This is a genomic window from Sphingomonas phyllosphaerae 5.2, from assembly GCF_000419605.1.
Lineage (GTDB): Bacteria > Pseudomonadota > Alphaproteobacteria > Sphingomonadales > Sphingomonadaceae > Sphingomonas > Sphingomonas phyllosphaerae_B.
In genome coordinates, this window is the sequence record NZ_ATTI01000001.1 from 206240 (window position 1) to 223330 (window position 17091).

The window sequence follows — 17091 nt, forward strand, 5'->3', positions numbered from 1 at the left end:
CATATCGATCAGTCTGCCCGGCGCCTGGCGAGGATCGCAGCCCACGGATTGGGGCGCGCATCGCCGATGCGGTGCAGCGTGTTGCGGTCCTGATGCGCGAACGGCGCGTCGCGCCCCTCGACCATCAGCTCGGTATCGGTGACGTAGCTCCACGTGCCGTCGGGGTTGAAGGTGATAGCGATGCGATAGCTCTCGGTCCGGAAAGATTGCTCCAGGAACTGCGTCGAGCAGATGCCGTAGCCGGTTTCGCCGCGCGTCGCCGTCACCACGATCTCGTCCGCATCCGGCGCGACCCGCCCGGACGCGAGCGCGACCTGTCCGCGGGGGATCGCCAGCGTCTGCATGACGAGTCCGGTGGCGGGTTCCCACAGCCAGTAGCCGACCTGTTCGTGAAAGGTGATGTCTTCCTCCTCGGTCGTGATGTGGAGGTGGTAGCGCAGGCCGTAAAAGAGCTGTGGCCCATTCGCCTGCGGGTCGATCGCCTGGAAATCGATGTTCTCGATAAAGACGCGGCGCTCCGGCCCGTCCGGCTTCGGCGCGAGATCGACGCCCTTGCGTGCGCGCCAGCGACCGGCAAGGCGGCGAAGCGGACCCAGGTTCGCCAGCGTGTCGGGGTCGACGTCGGTCGGTTCGGTAAAGATGTCGTGCGGCTTCGGGGTCATGGCGGATCTCCGGCTGGGAGGTGAAGCAGGCGACGCCGGTATCGACGGCGTACGAAGGACCGTACGCCCGCGCCCCGGAACAGGCAGCCATACGTAGGTTTCGAGCCGCAACGATGAGCGTCGCGCCGGGTCGGCCGGGGCAGCGCCGCGTTTCGTGGAACGCCAAGCCGTCGGCAGCGGGCGCGCTCACCTTTTCGCGGAGTGAGGGCCGGGCACGGAATGCCGTTACTTCCCGGGCTACGTGCTTCCAGCGCGAAGGCCGGCGAGGGCGCGGCACATCTGAGAGGGAGCGCCGCCGCCCGCGCTCAGCCGATGGCGTCCTCGATCGCCTCGAGCAACGTGTCGGGATCGATCGGCTTGGTCAGGAAGGCACGTGCACCGTTCGCCAGCATCTGGTCGCGGGTGGCGGACGTGGGGAAGGCGGTCATCGCGATGAGCGGATGCGAGCACCCGCGACGCTTCAGCTCGAGTTGCAATGCGCGGCCGTCGACGCCCTCCATATGGACATCGGTGACGATGCAGGCGAACGTCTCCAACTGCCGGCTGTCGAGCAGCGCGCCGCCATCCGCAAATGCGATGCCGGTCAGCCCTGCGGAGCCGAGCAGGCTGACGATGCTGCCGCGGACGCCCGGATCGTCATCGACGATGGCCACAAGCTGGGAATGGGGCAAGGCATACTCCGGACCCGGGCCGAACGCGCCCGTCGCACCCTCATTGGGCGGTTCGGCGTCACCTTGCCATCATACGGAGATATTAAAGCGGTGGATGGTCGCGTCGCGGACGCCGAGCTGCTCGGCCATGCGCACCAGATCGGCCAGCGACTGCGCTTCCATCTTGCGCATCATGTTGCCGCGATGGATCTTGACCGTGATCTCGCTCAGCGAAAGCTTGGCGGCGACCTGCTTGTTCATCAGGCCGGTCACCACCAACGCCATGACGTCCCGTTCCCGCGGGGTCAGCCGCTCGTAGCAGGCTTTCAGGTCGGCGATCCCGGCAGCCTCGGCCAGCCGCGCGCGGTCGGCATCCAGCGCGGTCGCCACCGCCGCCAGCAGCTGTTCGTCCTCGAACGGCTTGGGCAACACGTCGATCGCACCGGCGCGCATGCCGCGCACCGTCATCGGTATGTCGCCGTGGCCGGTGATCAGCACGACGGGAAGGTGGATGCCATGGTCCGCCAGCCGCTCCTGAACGTCGAGGCCGTTTTCGCCAGCCAAGCGGATGTCCAGGATCAGGCAGGCGGGAACCGTCGGTGGCGCGACCGACAGGAATGTCCCCGGACCATCGAAAAGCCGGACATCGTACCCGATCGAGCGCAGCAGGCTGCCGATCGAGCTGCGGACTTCCGGGTCGTCGTCGATGACGCAGATACAGTCCGGTGCCATCTCGCCCGGCGTCGCATCCGTCATGCCGCCACCCTTTCGCGCTCGTCGACGATTGGCAACCGGAAGCTGAACGTCGCGCCGCCATTCGCATTGCCGGCCGCGGTCAGCGTGCCGCCATGCTGTTCGATGATCGAGCGGCAGATCGACAGGCCCATGCCCATCCCCTCCTGCTTGGTGGTGAAGAAGGGGCGGAACAGGTTCTCGGGATCGGCGTCCGCGATCCCGCTCCCGCAGTCGCTGACGTCGACGGCGACATAGGCCCCATCGCGGGCGCCATCGATGCACAGCGTGCGGCGATCGGCGGGGGTGCCGGCCATGGCCTGTTGCGCGTTGATCAACAGGTTCATCAGCACCTGTTGCAGTTGCACGCGGTCGCCGCTCACCGCCGGAAGATCCTCCGCGATGGTCATCCGCAGCGTCACTCCGTTCGCGCCCAGTTCGCGGTCGAGGATCGCGGCGGTATCGGTGACCAGCGATCCGATCGCGACCGCGTCGTGCTCGGGATCGGCTTTGCGCGCGAGGTCGCGGATGCGGGCGATCACGTCCGCCGCTCGCCGCCCGTTCGACGCGATATGATCCAGGCAGTCGGCGACTTCCGCCGCCTCCGGTGCCGCGCGTGCCAGCCACCGCCGTCCCGAGCTCGCATAGGTGATGATCGCCGACAGCGGCTGGTTCACCTCGTGCGCGATCGACGCGGCAAGCTGTCCGAGCGTCGTCACGCGCGCCATGTGCGTCAACTCCGCCTGTGACTCCGCGAGCCGTGCCTGCGCGCGGTTGCGTTGCGTCACGTCCAGCGCGGTGATCAGCACATGTTGCCATCCGTGATGGTCGGGCGGCAGCGTCACCCGCAGGACGACGTCGATCACCGTTCCCGAGGTAGTGCGGAATTGCGCCTCTTCCTCGACCGGCATCTCGCCGCGCAGCAACCGTTCGAAGATGCGGACCTGCGCCGTCTGTGCTGCGGCGGTGTGGTGCGCGATGATGTTGCCGCCGATCAGCGCGGATCGATCCGCATAGCCGAACAGGCGCGCCACTTCCTGGTTCGCGTCGCGGATATGGGTCCGCCCGGCGGCGCGCTGCACCAGGTCGAGGTTCAGCGCCTCGCCGGCGTGGAGCATCGCGTAGGCTGCCGACCAGTCGGATTCCCAGATCGGAAAGCCGGCCGCGTTGAAGATCATGCCATAGCGTTGATCGGCGCGCTGCCGGTCCGCCGCCACGGTGATCTGGCGCGCGCACAGCAGCGCGGTGGTCGCGATCGCGATCAGGCTGACGGCCAGTCGCATCGTCGGCGAACCGATGCCGTCGGCGCCGTGGCTGATCCAATAGCCGACGATAGCCAACGCGGCGCAAACCGAGCCGGCCACATGCACGGCCGATCGCCGTTGTTCGCGTGCCACGACGAGGACGACGATCGTGTAGAGCACGGCGACCGCGCCTTGCAGCGGGCTGAGCACGTCGAGCGCAAAGATGCCGAGGGCAAGCAGCGCGGCCATCCCGATCCGGCCGGCGGCGATCCACCGCCGCACCTCGCTGTCACCTTCCATTGCCGCCTCCCGCAGCGATCGAAAGGATCGCCACCCCGAAACGAAGCTGGCCGATCGCGCAACGAACTGCAACTCTACTCTATTTTCTCACGTCGGTCAGATGAGTACGTCCATCACGAACCGCGTTCCCGGGCATGCGGCCTCCCACCTCACGGTCGCGCCGAGCTTCGCGGCCGTGGCATGGATCAGCCGGCTGCCAAGCCCTGTGCCGCTGCTCGGGGTCTCGGACGCATGCCCGCGGTCCTCGACCATGAACCGGTATCTGCCATCCGCACGCCGCCGCAGGGACATCACGATCGCGCCCGGCTCGCCAGCGCGGTACGCGTGCTTGCAGGCGTTCGTCACCAGCTCGGTCGCGAGCATGCCGATCGCGGTCGCGACGGCGCCGGTGGCGGGAACCGCCGCGGCATCGACGATCACCGACCGGCCCGGTCCGCAGCTGCGCGACAGTCGCTCGCCCAGTTCCTCGAGATACGCGCCCAGATCGATCGCGCCCCCGTCGCTGGCATAAAGATGGCGGTGGACAGCGCCGATCGCGACGATGCGTTCGCGCGTCCGCTCCAGCGCCGCCAGCGTCTCTTACGAGGCACCCCGCGCCTCGACCGCGATCAGCGCCGTGATCAGCTGGAGCTGATTGGCGATACGATGGTTCGCTTCATCCGCGCCGCTTGGTGGCGCCGCCCCCGGTGTTGCGAAGTTCGGCGTAGGCGACAAACCTGCGATCATCATGCACATCCCAGCCAGATTCAGCGGTGTTCGATGGTGTCATCTGGCGGACCGCGGCTGATGTGCGCCATCATACGCAGGTTTACGTGGCAGCGAGGCCGATCGAAACCTGCGTATGATGGCGCCATCGCGATAGACGCGAGATGGTCCCCCTCGAGAGACGCGGCGACAGCCGGCATGAAGGGCGAAGAGCATGATCGACACGCGTGAGCACCAGCGCTTTCCTGTTCTGACCCCGGCGCAGATCGATACCGCGCGCCGTTTCGCCAGCGGACCCGAGCGACGATTCGGCCCGGGCGAGACGATCTTTGCGATCGGGGAGCATGGCGCGCCGGCGTGGCTGGTGATCGGCGGCGCGATCGAGGTCGTGCGCCGCGACGGACTGAGCCGCGAGGCGGCGATCACCACCCATCATCCCGGCCAATTCTCCGGTGAGGTGAATCAGCTGGCGGGGCGTCCGTCGATCGCGGCCGGTCGGGCCGGGCCGGAGGGCTGTACCGCTTTGCCGCTGGACCCCGCGCACCTGCGCGCGCTGATGGTCGGATCGGCGGATGTCGGGGAAATCGTCATGCGGGCGCTGATCCTGCGCCGCGTCGGCCTGATCGAAGAGGGCGGCGCCGGCACGATCCTGATCGGCACGCCCGGCAGCCCCGACATGGTGCGGCTGCAGGACTTCCTTGGCCGCAGCGGTTTGCCCAACCTCGTGCTCGACGTCCGGTCCGACGAAGAAGGTCGGGCGCTGGTCGAGCGTACCGGCGTGCTGCCCGAAGAGCTGCCGCTGGTGGTGTGTCCGACGGGATCGGTGCTGAAGCGGCCCGGCGTCGAAGAACTCGCTGCGTGCCTCGGCGTCGTTCCCGACATCGATCCGGATCGTCTGTTCGACGTCGCGATCGTCGGCGCCGGCCCGGCCGGCCTGGCGACCGCCGTCTATGCGGCATCCGAGGGATTGTCGGTCATCGTTCTGGATTCGAGGGCGATGGGTGGACAGGCCGGGGCCTCGGCGCGGATCGAGAATTACCTCGGCTTTCCGACCGGGATCTCCGGTCAGGCGCTCGCCGGTCGCGCGTTCAATCAGGCGCTGAAGTTCGGGGCAGAGGTCGCGATCCCGGTCTCCGTGGAACGACTCGTCTGCGATGCGCCGGAACTGAGCCTGTTCTGCGCCGACGAGCGCCGCGTGAAGGCACGCGCGGTCGTGATCGCCTCCGGCGCGCGATATCGCCGCCCTGACGTGCCGAACCTCGCCACGTTCGAGGGTGCGGGCATCTCCTACTGGGTCTCGGCGATCGAGGCACGGTTGTGTGCCGGCGAGGAGGTGGTGCTGGTCGGCGGCGGCAATTCCGCCGGACAGGCCGTCGTCTTCCTCGCGCCGCAGGTCCGCAAGCTGCACCTCGTCGTGCGTCGCGAGCTCGCGGCCACCATGTCGCGCTACCTCATCGATCGCATCGCCGCGCTACCGAACGTGGAGATGCACATCGGCAGCGAGGTGGCGGGTCTGGAGGGCGATCGGGAGACGGGTCTGGCGGCTGCGACATTCCGCGACCGCCGCAGCGGCGCACTCACGCGCCGCGAGGTGCGGCACATGTTCCTGTTCATCGGCGCCGACCCGAACGCCGATTGGGCACAGGAATGCGTAGCGACGGATGGCAAGGGCTTCATCGTCACCGGCGATGGCGGCCTGCCACTCGAAACGAGCCGCCGCGGCGTGTTCGCGATCGGTGACGTGCGTGCCGGCTCCACGAAGCGCGTCGCCGCGGCCGTCGGCGAAGGCGCCGCGGTCGTCGCCCAGATCCACAGCATGTTCGCCGCACAATCAGCCAAGGAGACCCAGCGATGACCTGCACGCATACGGCCACGATCCATGAGGTGACACCAAGTGCGAAGGGCTGCGAGGAATGCCTGAAGATCGGCAGCGAATGGGTGCATCTGCGGTTGTGCCGCGAATGCGGCCATGTCGGCTGCTGCGACCAGTCGCCGCATCGTCACGCACGCGCGCATTTCAACGCGACCCGCCATCCGATCATCGAGGGGTATGACCCGCCCGAAGGCTGGGGCTGGTGCTACATCGACGATATCGAGGTGGAACTGCCGGACCAGACGCCGCAGATCGGGCCGATCCCGCGCTTCTACTAGCGCCAACCGAGATTCAGCCGACTTTTCCGTACGCGCCGTCATTGCGAGCGTAGCGAAGCAATCCAGGGCGTCGCGCGGACCGCTGGGTTGCTTCGAGACGCTTGCGACGGCGCGTGGAGGGAGCGAGTCTGGCCGATCGTGGGAGCGCGGTTCGCCCGGGTTGCTCATCTTCATTGGTGGGCAGTCCGGCACCCGCGAAGCGCTGAATGTCGGTCCCGCCTGAAGCTTCGGCGATGGCGGTCCGGCACGCTCGATACGCTCGGGCCGAACCCGCCGTTGTCACCGGGCACGATCAGGATGCCGCGTGAAGGGCAGCGCGGTGATGCGTAGTGGCGGCACAGCGAAACGAGGGGCGGCTCGCGTCCGCCCCTCGTCCCGGCGTTTGGCGGACGATCAGCTGCGCACGAACGCCAGCAGGTCCGGGTTGATCACGTCGGCGTGGGTGGTCAGCATGCCGTGGGGGAAGCCTTCGTAAATCTTCAGCGTCGCATGTTGCAGGAGCTTCGCCTGAAGCAGCGCGGCATCCTTATAGGGGACGATCTGGTCGTCATCGCCCTGCAGGACCAGCGTCGGCACGGTGATTGCCTTCAGATCCCCGGTCTGGTCGGTCTCCGAGAATGCCTTGATGCCGTCGTAATGGGCATTGGCACCGCCCATCATGCCCTGTCGCCACCAATTGCGAACCACCCCCTCTGAGACAGTCGCGTCCTCGCGATTGAAGCCGTAGAACGGACCTGCCGCGACATCGAGGAAGAACTGCGCCCGGTTGGCGGCCAGCGCCTGGCGAAAGCCGTCGAAGACCGTGATCGGCGTACCCTCCGGATTTGCCTCCGTCTGCACCATCAACGGCGGCACGGCGCTGACCAGCACCGCCTTCGCGACCCGGCCTTGTGGCTGACCGTGCTTCGCCACGTACCGCGCCACTTCGCCGCCGCCGGTGGAGTGGCCGATGTGGACCGCGTTCCGGAGATCGAGGTGCTCCGCGACCGCCGCTGCGTCGGCAGCATAATGATCCATGTCGTGGCCGGTGCCGACCTGCGCCGAGCGACCATGACCGCGGCGATCGTGCGCGACGACGCGATAGCCGTTCGCAAGGAAGAACAGCATCTGCGCGTCCCAGTCGTCGGACGACAGCGGCCAGCCGTGATGGAAGACGATCGGTTGCGCGTCTCTGGGCCCCCAGTCCTTGTAGAAGATCTCGACGCCGTCTGCGGTGGTTACGTAAGCCATGCTGTCCTCCATCCCGGTGGGCGTGCGATCGCCCTTCCGACACGGCTCATGTCGTACATCCCGCTGCCCGCCGCTATCATACTGACGTTTCGGGTGCTGAACGGTCCGCGATCAACGCTGTGATCCCTCACGCCGAGAGGTCGGCATGGTTATGTCTGCCGCACCTTCCGGAACTGATCGCTCAACGCCGTTCGAGGCGACCGCTGGACGTATCCTGCTCATCGCATGACGCGCGCCGCATCACTACCACCTGACAAGGATACGGCCGTTCGCTGGTGTGCCGCCGTTTCGCTTCTGCCGTCATCAACCTTACCGCCGGCAGCTCGCGGCCTTTCAGGCGAACGAGGCCCAGCTTCCGGCGAGCACCTCGGCCTTCAGGTCGCCGAACACCGCTATCGCGCCGGCCTGCCTTGATCTCGCATCTGGTGGGTCGTCAATCCGGTGATCCCGTTGCAGGCTTCACCGCTGCGACGTCTGGTCTTCGCATCATGTCCGTCACAGCGGATCGCCGCGCTGGCAACGCTCCAGCTCGACGGGATCATGCGTGCAGGTGACGGTCACCTCACCGCGCCGCGCGATCGACAGCTGCCGCAGGCGCTCCTGATTGTTCAGGCGGCTGGTCGCATCCACTTCCATCAGGCGTTGATAGGCGCGCAGGCCAGGCGTGCAGCGGCGGCGTGCGCCGCGCATCTCGCCGCGGTAGAAATAGGCGTCGCCGGCGTGCAGCAGCCACCCTGTGTCGTGCCGCACCGCGACGCCCGCGTGCCCCCACGTGTGCCCGGGCAGCGGGACCATCAGGATCTCGGGCGGCAGGCCGTCGAGATCGCGCACCGCATCGAAACCGAACCACGGCTCGCCCGACGCGCCGTAGCGCCGCCAGTTGGCGACGTCGTTCAGCTGCCGCGTTCGCCAGCGGTTGCGCGCAACGATGCCGTCGCGCGGTCCGGTGGCGTCGTCATATTCGCGTTGCATGACGTGCACGGTGGCGTTCGGGAAATCCTCCAGCCCACCGGCGTGATCGAAGTCGAGGTGCGTCGCGACGATGTGCCGCACGTCGCTGGAGTGATGACCAAGCGCCTCGATCTGGCGGATCGCGGTATCGCGCTCGTGCAGGCGGATGTTGAGCATCATCCGCCATGGCAAGGTGATCCGCGGCTCCGGATGACGATGTGGATGCGCGACATCGCGCAGGCCATAGCCGGTGTCGACCAGGACGAGGCCATGCGCATCGGTCTCGATGAGCAGGCAATGGCCGACGATCCGGCCGAGCGGCCCCAGGCTGCGCCCGTCGAACAATGCGCCGCCCAACGGGCAGTCGGTCCCGCAATTCAGGTGATGGATTCTCACGAGCGCTCCGTTCCTCGTCGGTGTTGCAGGGCAGGAAAGCGCAAGGCCGGGGAGGCGAAACCCGCCGCCCCGGCCCATTTGCTCAGCCGATCTGCGTGTCCTGCGCGCCGCTGTCCGGCCGCGCCGGCCCGAGGATCGGCTCCTCGCCGAGCGGCCGGTTGGGGAACACGGTGAACTCGCCGCGCCCATCGATCGTCGGGCCGCTCGTCCAGCGTCCTTCCGGCACGCTGCCGTCCGCCGCCGTTGCGTAGAAATTGTAGTTGTTCTCCTGGTCCTCCAGCTCCTGCGGGAAGGAGTTCGGCACCGGCAGGTTCGCCGACGAGCCGCCGAGTTCTTCCAGAACCGCGAGCCATTGCTGCTGGTGCATCGTGTCGCGCGCGATCATGTAATGCAGCATCTTCTTCATGCCGTCGTCGTCGGTCGCGTTGAACAGCCGCACCGCCAGTACGCGCCCGGTGCTCTCGGCCGCGACGTTGCAATACATGTCCGCCGCGACGTTCCCGCTGGCGTAGATGTGGCTCATGTTGAACGGCACGCCGTCCGAATCCATCGGCATCGCCGCGAGGCCGCTCGAGAGCAGGTTCTTGTGGATCAGCCCCTCGATCGAGGTCTTGGCGCTCCCGCCACCCATCACTGCCCCGACGATCGCGTCCGCGGCACCTTCCTCCTGTGCCGACGACGGTGCGGTCTCCAGGTTCATCGCGACGGCGGTCGCCAGCATTTCGATATGTCCGATTTCCTCGGTCGCGGTATGCAGCAGCATGTCGCGATACTTGGTCGTCGGCGCGCGGTTGCCCCACGCCTGGAAGAAATACTGCATGCAGACGCGGATCTCGCCCTCGACGCCGCCGATCGCCTGCTGGAGCATGCGCGCGAAGGCGGGGTTGGGCTTGTCGACCACTACCGGATATTGCAGCCGCTTGTCGTGATAATACATGGATCAACTTCCTGCTGTGGACATGACGCAACAGGAGGGTGAACATGCGAGCGGCGGCAAAGTTTTCGTGGTTAAGGGACGAACTTCGGAAAAGTGCTTGATGTGCCTCAATATACCGCATCGCCGATGATTTGCTTTGCCGATGGCGCGCAGGCGAACCGCCCACGTTCCGTCATCTACCGGCTCGCGTAAGAAGCAGGATCTTCATAGCACAGGCGGCGCCTGGAAGCGCCCGAACACTGATGAATGTTAAGGTGCGGCGCGAGCCATCTCGCTCGGGCCCGTTAGAGGCGCTCCGTCGTTCACGCGACATGTCGACCCAACCGGATCTGCCGACGAACGCGCGCGCGGGATGGCTTCCGCGCCGGCTTCTGGTCACCCGCTCGTCGCTGGCGTTCGAACATGGGCGTGCCATCGCGGAGCGAGCCGCCGCGCTTGGCGTCGAGGTTGTCGCGCTTGCCGGCGACCGCCTCGCGACGGGGCTGCCGGATGATCCGCGCGCCGCTTATGCCAGTGCGAAGGCCACGCTGGCCGTCGTCGTCGCACCGCCATCGAAGCGGCGGCTGCAACCGATCGCGCCAAGCGCCGACTGGCGGGTCGATCTGGCCGAGGGATGCCCGGCGCATTGCAGCTACTGCTATCTCGCGGGATCGCTGAAGGGACCGCCGATAACGCGCGTCTACGCGAACCTCGAAGAGATCCTCGACGGCATCCCGGCGTACCTGGGGCAGGGAACGATCACGTCGCGCAGCCGCGACCGCGCGCACGAAGGCACCACCTTCGAGGCGTCGTGCTACACCGATCCGCTGGCACTCGAGCCACTCACCGCCTCGCTGTCGACGGCGATCGCCTGGTTCGGGCGGTTGCAGGCGCCTGCGCAACTCCGCTTCACGACCAAGTTCGCAGACGTTCGCCCGCTGCTGTCGCTCGATCATCAGCGGCGGACGCGGATGCGCGCCTCGATCAATCCGCGCATGTTCGCCCGCTTCGAAGGCGGCACCGCGCCCGTCGCCCGGCGACTGGCCGCGCTGCGCGAGATGGCCTCCGCCGGTTATCCGATCGGCCTGACGATCGCGCCGATCATCGCAGCGCAGGGATGGCGCGACGCGTACGGCGACCTGTTGGCCGACGCGGCTGCAATGCTGGGCGACATCGCGGACGACCTGACGATCGAGCTCATCACGCATCGCTTCAACACCGGGTCCAAGGCCGTGCTCGAAAGCTGGTATCCCGGCTCCGCACTGGACATGACCGCCGCCAACCGGACCACCAAGCGCACCAAGTTCGGAACCGAGAAGCAGGTCTACGACGCACCGACGATGCGCGCGCTCCGCGATTTCTTCGAGGAGCGGATCGCGGCGCTGCTGCCCGCTGCCCGCATCCTGTATTTCACGTGACCGTCTTCTTCACTGCCGACACGCACTTCGGCGACCATCGCACGATCAACATCCAGAAGCGCCCATTCGGCAGTGTCGCGGAGATGGACGCAGTGCTGATCGCCCGGTGGAATGCTGTCGTCGCCCCGGGCGACATCGTCTGGCACCTCGGTGATGTCGCGCGGCGTCCGGCCGACGTGCCGCCGTTGCTCGACCGTCTGCACGGCACGAAACACCTGCTGCGCGGCAACAACGATCCCGACGCGGCGGCCGCGGCACCGGGATGGGCAAGCGTCGGCAGCTATGCGGAGCTCGAACTCGGCGGGCACCGCCTCGTCCTGTGCCATTATCCTTTCCGCAGCTGGAACGGCCAGCACAAGCGTGCGCTGAACCTCCACGGGCACAGTCACGGGCGGTTGAAGCCGATGCCGCGGCAGTTCGACGTCGGAGTCGACGTTCACGGCTTCGCGCCGGTGACGCTGACGCAATTGCTGGCCTGACCGAACGCGCGCGGGCGCACGCGCGATACCGGCGGGCTCAGCGATCCAGCGGTGAGTTCTCGAAACCGGCGAGCAGCGCGGCGACGTCGTCATACAGGGCGATCGCCCCTGCACCCGTCAGGGCATCATCGTCGAACTTGCCGGAACGGACGGCGACGGCCCGGATATCGCATTTGGCGGCCGCCTCGATATCGTAGGGTGTGTCGCCGACGACGATCACCTCGGCGGGTGTCAGCGGCGCCAGCTTCTTCAGCGCAACGGCAAAAATGTCGGGTGCCGGCTTGGTCTTCTCGACGTCGTCGGACGTGGTCGAAACGCTGACGATCCCGCGTACGTCGAGCAGGTCGAGATAATGATCGAGCTCGTCCGACGACGCCGAGGACGCGAGAACGACCCGGCGGCCGCTGTCCGCGACCCTCATCAGCAGTGCGCGAGCCTCCGCGAAAGGCACGACGCGATCAAGGAAGCGCGACTTGAAGATCGTGCCATGTTCGTCGCCCATCCGCTCCTGCTCCGCCGCATCCGTTCCGGGAAGCAGGGTCGGCACGAGCATGTCGGTACCCTTGCCGATCTGGTCGTGGATCTGCTCCGCGGTGAAATGCGCACCGGCGTGCTCGAAGACCTCGTTCCAGGCCGCGACATGGTAATCGTTGCTGTCGACGAGCGTGCCGTCAATATCGAACAAGACTGCCTTGATGGTCATTTCCGCGATGGCTCCTGCCTTGATAGCCGAAGGCGCGGCGTTTCATGATCGGTTTTCGCGCTTCCTTGCCGCGCGGCCGTGCGCTGCCGACGCTTTGTAACAACGCGACTTCATGCGAGGCGCACACCGGCCGGTCAGCTACGCTCCGGCCGGGCTGACGCGATCAAGCCCGTACCAGGGTCGGTGCGTCGTCCGGCTACGACTTGGCGGTTTGCACGCGCTGCGCGAAGGCGCGCTCGACGGGGGTCAGGCCGGCCATCGGATCGTCGTTGATACGGCGCCCGGCGGCGGGGGCGGCCTTGGCGTTCTTGAACAGGCTAAGGGTATTGCGGGTCATTTCGTCCTCTGGATCGCGCAGCGAGCGACACGTGGGCTGCCGCAGCGAAAACCGCGCGTCGCGGGCTTGGTTCCAGACGAGCCCCTGTCGGGCGCGACTGTCGCCGTCGTCGCCATGCCGCCTTCTCCGCAAAGGCGTAGGCAGGCCGGATTCCGGAGCCCCGCTGTTATGGATGGCGGTAGAGGCGGAGCCCCGGCTCGGGATCGGAGTGAAGGAAATCGGGCTATCCTGATTGTGATGTCAAGCTGTCCGATCGTACCCGAACGTCGATCCGCCCCGGTCTCCGCCGATGATGGCGCGCCCGACCCGATAATACCGGCCGCGCGATGCATCAGGTCACCGCGCGCCTCGATCACTCACGCGGCGACTACGTGGAGACACCGCTCGACAATGCCGACAGGCTCTCCGCGAGGTCGGCGCTGCGGAAGGGCTTCGTCAGCCGGGGGATATCGGGATCGATCCCCTCCGCTTCCGCATAGCCCGAGACGATCAGCGTCCGTAACGTCGGGTGCTCGGCCTTCAGCTCGCGGACCAGTTGCGCGCCGGTCATCCCGGGCATCAGGTGATCGGTGACGAGCAGGTCTGGGGCGAGCCCGTCACGCACCATACGCAGCGCCTCTTCGGCAGAACCTGCCTCGACGACATCATAGCCGAGGTCCGCCAGCATGTGGGCCGTGCTCATGCGCACCAGATCCTCGTCATCGACGAGAAGCGCGACCCCGCGCCCCTCGGGCAGCGCGTGCGGCTCGGCGGCGGGCTGATCGGCTTCAAGGGCGGACGTGCTGATCGGCAGCCACAATTCGATCGTGGTGCCGCGGCCCGGCACGCTATCGATCGTCAGCGCGCCGCCGAGCTGGGCGGCGAGCCCATGGACCATCGACAAGCCCAGTCCGGTTCCCTTGCCGATCCCCTTGGTGGAGAAGAACGGCTCGACCGCACGCCGGCGCGTGTCCTCGTCCATGCCCTTGCCGGTGTCCGTCACGCCCAGCCGGACGTAATGGCCGCGGCGAAGGTTCGGTATCGGCTTGCGCACGCTCTCGCGCGTCGCCGCGATCGTCAGTTCGCCGCCGTCCTGCATCGCATCGCGTGCGTTCACGGCCAGATTGAGCAGCGCCATCTCGAGCTGGTTCGGATCGGCTTGCGCCGGCGGCAGGTCGGGTGCGAGATCGATGCGCAATTCGATGGTCGGCCCCACCGTCGACGAGATCAGGTCGACCATTCCACCGACCAGTTCCGGCAGGTCGACCGCGGTCGGCTGGAGGGGTTGGCGGCGGGCGAACGCGAGCAGGCGCTGGACGAGCGTCTTCGCGCGCTCGGCCGACTGCAAGGCGCCATCGATCAGGCGTCGCTCGCGCTCGCTGCCAAGCTCCTTGCGGTGGAGCATGTCCAGTGACCCGATGATCGGGGTCAGCAGATTGTTGAAGTCGTGCGCGACGCCACCGGTCAGGCTGCCCATCGCCTCCATCTTCTGGCTTTGCCGCAGGGCCTCCTGCGCCGCCTCCAGCTCGGCCTCGCGAGTCTTCATGTGGCTCAGGTCGCGTCCGACGGCAATGAAGTTGCGACCGTCCGGTTCGGGCGCGACCGTCCATTCGACCGGTTTCCAGCCACCGTCGCGCATGGCGATGCGGTTCTCGAAGCGTGTCGGCTTGCCGCTCTCCGACATCGCCGCGATCGCCTCCAGCGTGGCCGCGGCGTCGTCCGGGTGCATGAACGTGGCGTAACCGCGCGACAGCAGTTCTTCCTCGGTCCAGCCGAGCGACCATCCCCACGCCGGGCTGACCGCCGACATCATCCCCGAGAAATCGGCGCGCGTCAGCATGTCCGGCGACAGGTTCCAAAGCTGGTCGCGCTCCGCCGAACGCGCGGCGACCAGCGCCTCAAGCGTCTCGTTCATCTCCTGCAACCGCAGTTCGGCGCTACGCCGCGCGGTGATATCGCTGAAAAGGATCGCCACCCGCCGTTCTCCCGGCGCGCCGACCCGGAACGCATGGACGTCCCACCAGCGGCCCAGCGCCGCCGATCCTTGTTCGAAGCGATCCGCGACGCCGCTGGTCGCGACCTCACCGTACAAGTCGAACCAATGCTGTTCGTGATCGGGAACGATGTCGCGCATCCGGCGCCCGGCGGGGTCGAAGCCGGCCTGTCGTTCGAAGGCGGGATTTGCCTCGATGAACAGATAGTCGACCGGGCGTCCGTCGGCATCGAAGATCATCTCGACGATGCAGAAGCCGACCTCAATATTCTCGAACAGCGTCCGATAACGCGTTTCGCTTTGCTGGAGCGCGAGCAGGCGCGCGCGGGCTTCATACTGGCGTTTGCGGGCGCGGATCGCGGAGCGCGCGAGGCTGACGAGCGTCGTCGGATGGAACGGCCGCTCCAGGAACGTGACGTTGCCGAGCACGTCGAGGTGTCGCGCCGCCGCCGGGTTGCGCTCCAGCCCGCCGCCGCGCCGCGTGAGCAGGATGATCGGCAGGTCGGACCATTCCTCCTGCGCCGCCAGCCAGTCGGAGAACGGCGCGAGGTCGGCGGTGGCGATCGCTTCCTCGGTCATCACGACCAGCCCGGCGCCCTGATCCAGCCGCTCGATCAAGGCCGTCAGCGACGGGCAGGCGGCCGTGTCGAGTGCCGCCTCCGACAATATTCCGGTCGCGATCGCCGCGTCGCGCCCGAGCGGCGCAAGCACCAGCGCGCATTCCGAAACCGTGGTGCGCTTCACGCGACCTCGCTCTCCAGCAGGTCCACCGGGCCGTGCAGCACCGGCACGCCGCGAAGCACCCCCTGGAACTTCGTCAACGGTGCGCCAAGCGTGATCCCGTCGCTGCCGATCCGATATTCGCGAATTGTGTTCTCATGCGGCCCCGTGCGTTTCTTTACGATCGATATCGCGCGCCTGACGCGTCCCAATGCCTCGAAATATCGCAACAGAATGACGGTATCGGCCAGATACGTGACGTCGACCGGGGTCTTCATGTCGCCGACCAGCCCGTGCTGCGCCACGGTCAGAAACGTCGTCGCACCTTGCCGGTTAAGATACTGGAGAAGTTCGTGAACGTGCAGGATCAACGCCTGCTCGCCCGGCATCGCGGCCTGGTAGCCGTTGAGGCTGTCGATCACGACGGTGCGCGCGCCCTGCTCCTCGACGCAGCGGCGGACACGCGACGAAAATTCGCCGGGAGATAATTCAGCAGCATCAACCTGTTGCAGCAGCAGCGAACCATCGTCGACCATCGCCTGCAAGTCGATATTCAGCCCTTTCGCACGCTGGATCAGCAGGCCGATTTCCTCGTCGAATACGAACATCGCCGCACGCTCGCCGCGCGCGACCGCAGTCCGGATGAAGGTCAGCGCGATCGAGCTCTTGCCCGTACCCGCCGGGCCAAGTACCAGGACACTTGATCCGCGCTCGATCCCGCCGCCGAGCAGTGCATTCAGCTCCGGCGAGTCTGCCGTCATCGGGGAGCGGTCGAAGTTGGTCTTGTGCTCCGCCGAGATCAGGCGCGGATAGACGCAGACGCCGCCGGTCTCGATTGTGATGTCATGGTACCCGCCGCGGAAACGCCGGCCACGATACTTGACGACACGCAGCCGCCGCCGTTCCGCGCCATATTCAGGCGCGAGTTCCTCAAGGCGGATCACGCCATGCGCCACCGAGTGCACCGTCTTGTCATTGGCATCGGTAGTCAAGTCGTCGAGCATCAGCACGGTCGCGTTGCTCTTGGCGAAATAATGCTTGAGCGCGAGGATCTGCCGCCGATACCGCAGCGAGCTTTGCGCCAGCAGACGGATCTCGGAAAGGCTGTCGAGGACCACGCGATCTGGCTGAACGCGTTCAATACCTCGAAAATACGCCTGGTCGTCTCGCCGAGTTCCAGGTCTGACGAATAGAGCAGGCTCTGCTGCTGGTCTTCGTCGAGGAGGTTTTCCGGCGGGATCAGCTCGTAGATTTCCAACCCCGCCAGGTCCAGACCGTGCGAGGCCGCGGCGGCCCGCAACTCGTCCTCCGTCTCCGACAGGGTCACGTACAGGCACCGCTCACCCGCCTCGGCGCCGGTGATCAGAAAACGCAGCGCGATCGTGGTCTTGCCCGTGCCGGGGCTTCCTTCGAGCAGGAAGGTGCGCGCACGGTCGAGCCCGCCGGCGAGGACGTCGTCGAGCCCCGCTATCCCCGTCTGTGCGTCTTTTGAACTCGTCGCGGGCAAATCCCATCTCCACCGTCT

Annotated in this window: 16 protein-coding genes and 2 pseudogenes; 4 read left to right on the forward strand and 14 right to left on the reverse strand. The window is 66.9% G+C overall.

Annotation, left to right across the window (positions count from 1 at the left end; genetic code table 11):
- Positions 1-8: 8 nt before the first annotated feature.
- The 7 genes and pseudogenes from SPHPHY_RS0101070 to SPHPHY_RS21625 all read right to left on the reverse strand — a co-directional run bounded on the left by SPHPHY_RS0101070 (position 9) and on the right by SPHPHY_RS21625 (position 4317).
- Positions 9-662, reverse strand: a complete 654-nt coding sequence (locus SPHPHY_RS0101070; protein ID WP_022684865.1) for an FABP family protein — start codon at positions 660-662, stop codon at positions 9-11.
- 305 nt (positions 663-967) lie between these two features.
- Positions 968-1315, reverse strand: a complete 348-nt coding sequence (locus tag SPHPHY_RS0101075; protein WP_196802092.1) for a response regulator transcription factor — start codon at positions 1313-1315, stop codon at positions 968-970.
- 87 nt (positions 1316-1402) lie between these two features.
- Positions 1403-2068, reverse strand: coding sequence for a response regulator transcription factor (locus SPHPHY_RS0101080; protein ID WP_022684866.1), 666 nt, complete (start codon positions 2066-2068; stop codon positions 1403-1405).
- Entirely contained in the window at positions 2065-3588 is a 1524-nt protein-coding gene (locus SPHPHY_RS18765; protein ID WP_022684867.1) for a sensor histidine kinase, read from the reverse strand. The genes SPHPHY_RS0101080 and SPHPHY_RS18765 overlap by 4 nt, the downstream gene beginning before the upstream one ends.
- A gap of 96 nt (positions 3589-3684) precedes the next feature.
- The gene (locus SPHPHY_RS20775; RefSeq protein ID WP_022684868.1) at positions 3685-4008 is read right to left on the reverse strand and encodes an ATP-binding protein; all 324 of its coding nucleotides are present in this window, start codon (positions 4006-4008) and stop codon (positions 3685-3687) included.
- A 30-nt stretch (positions 4009-4038) separates the two neighbouring features.
- A pseudogene (locus SPHPHY_RS22730) lies at positions 4039-4161 on the reverse strand (histidine kinase dimerization/phosphoacceptor domain -containing protein); the annotation flags it as partial.
- 6 nt (positions 4162-4167) lie between these two features.
- On the reverse strand, positions 4168-4317 hold the full coding sequence (locus tag SPHPHY_RS21625) for a hypothetical protein (RefSeq protein WP_022684869.1): 150 nt from the start codon (positions 4315-4317) through the stop codon (positions 4168-4170).
- A 190-nt stretch (positions 4318-4507) separates the two neighbouring features.
- On the opposite strand from SPHPHY_RS21625, the gene SPHPHY_RS0101100 reads away from it, so the two are divergent.
- Together SPHPHY_RS0101100 and SPHPHY_RS0101105 are read left to right on the forward strand one after the other, a co-directional pair.
- Complete coding sequence (locus SPHPHY_RS0101100) at positions 4508-6148, forward strand: FAD-dependent oxidoreductase (RefSeq protein WP_022684870.1); 1641 nt, start codon at positions 4508-4510, stop codon at positions 6146-6148.
- Positions 6145-6444, forward strand: coding sequence for a UBP-type zinc finger domain-containing protein (locus SPHPHY_RS0101105; protein WP_022684871.1), 300 nt, complete (start codon positions 6145-6147; stop codon positions 6442-6444). The genes SPHPHY_RS0101100 and SPHPHY_RS0101105 overlap by 4 nt, the downstream gene beginning before the upstream one ends.
- 393 nt (positions 6445-6837) lie before the next feature.
- On the opposite strand, the gene SPHPHY_RS0101110 is transcribed toward SPHPHY_RS0101105, so the two are convergent.
- The 3 genes from SPHPHY_RS0101110 to SPHPHY_RS0101120 form a co-directional block, all read right to left on the reverse strand.
- Entirely contained in the window at positions 6838-7674 is an 837-nt protein-coding gene (locus tag SPHPHY_RS0101110; protein WP_028056343.1) for an alpha/beta fold hydrolase, read from the reverse strand.
- A 495-nt stretch (positions 7675-8169) separates the two neighbouring features.
- On the reverse strand, positions 8170-9021 hold the full coding sequence (locus SPHPHY_RS0101115; protein WP_022684873.1) for an MBL fold metallo-hydrolase: 852 nt from the start codon (positions 9019-9021) through the stop codon (positions 8170-8172).
- Between the two features lie 82 nt (positions 9022-9103).
- Positions 9104-9958: a manganese catalase family protein gene (locus tag SPHPHY_RS0101120; protein ID WP_022684874.1), complete on the reverse strand. Its 855-nt coding sequence runs from the start codon at positions 9956-9958 to the stop codon at positions 9104-9106.
- Between the two features lie 311 nt (positions 9959-10269).
- Between SPHPHY_RS0101120 and SPHPHY_RS0101125 the strand changes: the two genes are divergently transcribed.
- Positions 10270-11355 carry an SPL family radical SAM protein gene (locus SPHPHY_RS0101125; RefSeq protein ID WP_022684875.1) on the forward strand — a complete coding sequence of 362 codons (1086 nt, stop codon included), beginning with the start codon at positions 10270-10272 and terminating at the stop codon, positions 11353-11355.
- Positions 11352-11834, forward strand: a complete 483-nt coding sequence (locus SPHPHY_RS0101130) for a metallophosphoesterase family protein (protein WP_022684876.1) — start codon at positions 11352-11354, stop codon at positions 11832-11834. The genes SPHPHY_RS0101125 and SPHPHY_RS0101130 overlap by 4 nt, the downstream gene beginning before the upstream one ends.
- Positions 11835-11871: 37 nt before the next feature.
- On the opposite strand, the gene SPHPHY_RS0101135 is transcribed toward SPHPHY_RS0101130, so the two are convergent.
- The 4 genes and pseudogenes from SPHPHY_RS0101135 to SPHPHY_RS18775 all read right to left on the reverse strand — a co-directional run bounded on the left by SPHPHY_RS0101135 (position 11872) and on the right by SPHPHY_RS18775 (position 17037).
- A complete protein-coding gene (locus SPHPHY_RS0101135) occupies positions 11872-12537 on the reverse strand; it encodes an HAD family hydrolase (RefSeq protein WP_022684877.1) in 666 nt (221 codons plus the stop codon).
- A 196-nt stretch (positions 12538-12733) separates the two neighbouring features.
- Positions 12734-12874 (reverse strand): hypothetical protein, encoded by a 141-nt coding sequence (locus tag SPHPHY_RS21630; protein WP_022684878.1) that lies wholly within the window; start codon positions 12872-12874, stop codon positions 12734-12736.
- 367 nt (positions 12875-13241) lie between these two features.
- Positions 13242-15590: a PAS domain S-box protein gene (locus tag SPHPHY_RS0101145; protein ID WP_022684879.1), complete on the reverse strand. Its 2349-nt coding sequence runs from the start codon at positions 15588-15590 to the stop codon at positions 13242-13244.
- A pseudogene (locus SPHPHY_RS18775) lies at positions 15587-17037 on the reverse strand (ATPase domain-containing protein). The gene SPHPHY_RS0101145 and the pseudogene SPHPHY_RS18775 overlap by 4 nt, the downstream one beginning before the upstream one ends.
- Between the last annotated feature and the right edge of the window lie 54 nt (positions 17038-17091).